General features: G+C 61.4%; 3 protein-coding genes and 1 pseudogene. 2 read left to right on the top strand and 2 right to left on the bottom strand.

All coding sequences use genetic code 11. The features are described from left to right. A pseudogene (locus tag EN969_RS22750) lies at window positions 1-301 on the bottom strand (alpha/beta hydrolase); the annotation flags it as partial. A gap of 200 nt (window positions 302-501) precedes the next feature. Between EN969_RS22750 and EN969_RS22745 the strand changes: the two are divergent. After that, on the top strand, window positions 502-1,758 hold the full coding sequence (locus tag EN969_RS22745) for an OpgC family protein (protein WP_082826437.1): 1,257 nt from the start codon (window positions 502-504) through the stop codon (window positions 1,756-1,758). A gap of 2 nt (window positions 1,759-1,760) precedes the next feature. On the opposite strand, the gene EN969_RS22740 is transcribed toward EN969_RS22745, so the two are convergent. Continuing rightward, window positions 1,761-2,840, bottom strand: a complete 1,080-nt coding sequence (locus EN969_RS22740; protein WP_063167760.1) for a substrate-binding domain-containing protein — start codon at window positions 2,838-2,840, stop codon at window positions 1,761-1,763. A gap of 82 nt (window positions 2,841-2,922) precedes the next feature. Here EN969_RS22740 and EN969_RS35370 point away from each other — a divergent pair, with 82 nt between their 5' ends. Further along, window positions 2,923-3,351 carry a hypothetical protein gene (locus EN969_RS35370; RefSeq protein WP_164746092.1) on the top strand — a complete coding sequence of 143 codons (429 nt, stop codon included), beginning with the start codon at window positions 2,923-2,925 and terminating at the stop codon, window positions 3,349-3,351. Window positions 3,352-3,363 lie beyond the last annotated feature (12 nt).

Genomic DNA, 3,363 nt, shown 5'->3' with positions numbered 1-3,363 from the left:
CGTCAGCGACGAAGCCCGCAAAGGCCTCGGTTTCGGTGCGGATGCTCGCCTGTTCGAAGCGCGTCGGCGTGATCCGCGCGAACCAGCGGAAACCATCCTCCTGGACAACGCGGCCACGCACCGCGACGAGCGTGGCACGCGGTGCGATCTCTCGCGCCAGCGGCACCAATGTCGTCTCGTCGACACCCGACCCATGCAGCAGGAAGAAGCAGTCGCCCGTTGAATCCGCCGCGCCGTAAAGCCGGTAGTGGAAGGCGAGATCACGCCGCAACGCACCATCTTGTGAGGTCTCGTCGATCATCGACCATCCTCTTGATTATATGACTTTTCGCTCAATTTGCCGGCTTCAAAACGCAATATTTTCAAGCCCCGCGAAAGTTGATTGAACCGGGCGCATTACAGTCCGTTTCTCCGCCGATAACATCCTTCGGGAGGAATCGAAGCGGTGCGCCGGGGGTCGCATTGCCGGTATGAACAACCAGCTTTGAGGCCTTTTTGTCGATGACCACCCAGATTTCCCCGGACCGCGATGCGCGTGTCCCAGACCGCGAGGCGCGTGTCCCGGACCGCGAGGCGCGTGTCCCGGACCGCACTGAGCGCGACACGCGCATCGATGTGATCCGTGCTCTCGCCTTGTTGACCATCTATGTCGACCATGTGCCGGGTACCGCCTTCGAGTATCTGACATACAAGAATTTCGGCTTTTCGGATGCGGCGGAGGTCTTCGTGCTGATCTCGGGAATCTCGGTCGCGCTCGCCTACGGCAAGAAATTCCAGCCTGGAAACCGGCTGCTGGCAACTTTGAAGATGTTGCGCCGCGCCGGTGTGCTTTATGCCACCCACATCGTCACCACCATGGTGGTGATGGCCATTTTCTGCGCTGCGGCAGTGTTTGCCAGGCGGCCGGAGCTTTTGACGATGATCAACATCGAGCCGTTGATCAAGAATACGCCGCAGGTGCTGATCGGCATCGTGACGCTCGGCCACCAACTTGGGTACAACAACATCCTGCCCGTCTATGCGGTGCTGCTCTTGCTGGCGCCGCTGTTCCTGCTCATTGTCAGCTATCGGCCGGTCCTGGCACTGGTGGCATCCGGCGCCCTGTGGCTGGTCGCGGGGATTTATCAGATTGCTCCGCCCAACTACCCCGAGCCCGGCTTCTGGTTTCTCAACCCGCTGTCGTGGCAGTTCCTTTTCAACATCGGCCTGGCGGGCACGCTGCATGTGCGTCGCGGCGGCACCATCCCGGTCAATCGCTGGCTGGTTGGGGCGGCCTTGGCCTACACCGTTGTGGCCCTGGTCTGGGTGCACAGCCCGCTCTGGGGGCATATCTCCTGGTTTGGCCTGCCTCCGGTGCTGACCGGTTTCGACAAGACGTTCCTGTCGCTGCCGAGGCTCCTGCATATACTCGCAGTGAGCTACCTGATCGTGGCATTCCCGGCGATCTCGAATCTGTTTCGCACCGGGCGCGATCATCCGCTTGCCATATTGGGCAAACGATCGCTGCCGGTTTTCATTGCCGGCACGGTGCTTGCAATGGCGGCGCAGGTGCTGAAGCTGATCAATCCGGGCGGATTTGCCTATGACAGCCTGTTGATATCGGCCGGCATCGTCATGCAGTTCGCGCTCGCCTACTATCTCGAATGGCTATCGGGCCTTGGCTGGTCCGCCAAAAGCAGGCCGGCTCACAGCGCCGCACCGCCCGTCCATGCTGCATCCTTCGCGATGCCGGGCATGGCGACAAGAATGGGCCGTTGAGCTCAGGTGGGCGAGGGGCCGGATGAGGCCCGCACCACGAGTTCGACCGGCAGCGATTGCCGGCTGAACGAACCATCATTTTCAAGGATCGCCTTGACGGCAAGGCGGCCCATCTCGGCGATCGGCTGGACGATCGTGGTCAGCGGCGGCTTGGAAACCGCCCCTTCCGGAACACCGTCGAAGCCGACGACAGAAACATCGCCCGGTACCGCAATGTCGTGCTGCCGCAGCCAGTCCAGCGCATGGAGCGCCATCCTGTCCGACATCGCCAGGATGGCTGTCGGCGCCTCGGCACCGGCGAAAATATGGTCGAGGCCGGCCCACACGCTCTTCTCGTCATTGACGGTCTCGTAGATCGGCACACGCGAGACGTCGATGTCGACGCGGGAGAGTTCCGCGAAATAGCCACGCAAGCGGTCCCGCGTAGCGGAATAGAGGGCCATTTCCACCTGCTCCCTTGTGGTAGGGCCGAAGCCTGCGTCGGCACAGGGCAGGGTAAGCACGGCAAAGCGGCGATGTCCGAGTTCGGTCAGGTGGCGGGCCGCCAGGCCGGCACCGGCGATGTTGTCGACGCCGATCGCCGCGACCGCATCGTCGTCGTCCGAATCGAGATCGAGCGCCACAAAGGGGAGCTTGCGTTCGCGCGCCAGTTGGACCAGCTTTGAGCCGCCATCGACACAGAAGACGATGAAGCCATCGACCAGCGCACTCTGGATGTTCCACGCGAGCTGCTCCCCATTGACGGCGGAGACCAGCGAAATCCCCGCACCGGTCGCGTCACAAGCCTGCGAGATGCTGGCCATCATCACCCGGGCAAAGGGATCGTCGAAGAAATAGGAGAGGGGTTCCGCGGTCGCGACACCGATGGCATTGACCTTGCCGGCGCGCAGCAGCCGGCCCTTGGGATCCGGTCCGCCATATCCCATGGCCTCGGCTGCCGCCTTGACCCGTTCACGGACCTCCTCGCGCACGATCTCCGGACGGGCGAAGACGTTGGACGCGGTGCCGTGCGACACGCCGGCTGCCTTGGCAATGTCCGCCAGCCGGACCGGTCTTGTCTTTGCAGAGATAAGTGGCGCCATCTTCGTCTCCTGAATTCTTCCCATTTAACACTTTCGTTGGATCGGTTCAAATTTTGGCTTGATCGTGGCTTCGATAGGGCCTATGTTTGAATCGATCCAAGGAAACGCCTGCTGGCAGAATTGGATCGATTCAACATCAAGTAGGGACTTGTGTCATGCATCCCGTCAATTTTCTGTTCGAAGACATTTACCGCAACGACTGGAGCATCTCGTCGAACACCGCGACGCAGAAGCGCCGCGGCAAAACCAGTCTATGGGTCCGCGAGTTGCGGTTCCTTGTGGAGCGCAAGCGGAGCTGATCGGGGTCGGTTTTTCGCACCTCTCGATTGGATCGATTCAGGCGCTGAAAGGAGCGCACATCATGCATCCCGTGAGCTATCTATTTGAAGACATCTATCGCAACTATTGGGGCATCGCGCCGGCTTCCGAACGGCCGGAGCGGCATCGGTTGGCCAAGCTGCGGCGGCGCAATCGCGAATTGCTTATCAAGCCCGAGCGCCGGCAGGATTAGCCGCCACGCTCG

The sequence above is a fragment of the Mesorhizobium sp. M7A.F.Ca.CA.003.01.2.1 genome (assembly GCF_003998945.1).
GTDB lineage: Bacteria > Pseudomonadota > Alphaproteobacteria > Rhizobiales > Rhizobiaceae > Mesorhizobium > Mesorhizobium ciceri.
The sequence above is the reverse complement of the archived record's forward strand: the minus strand, read 5'-3'. Positions and strand labels throughout refer to the sequence as shown.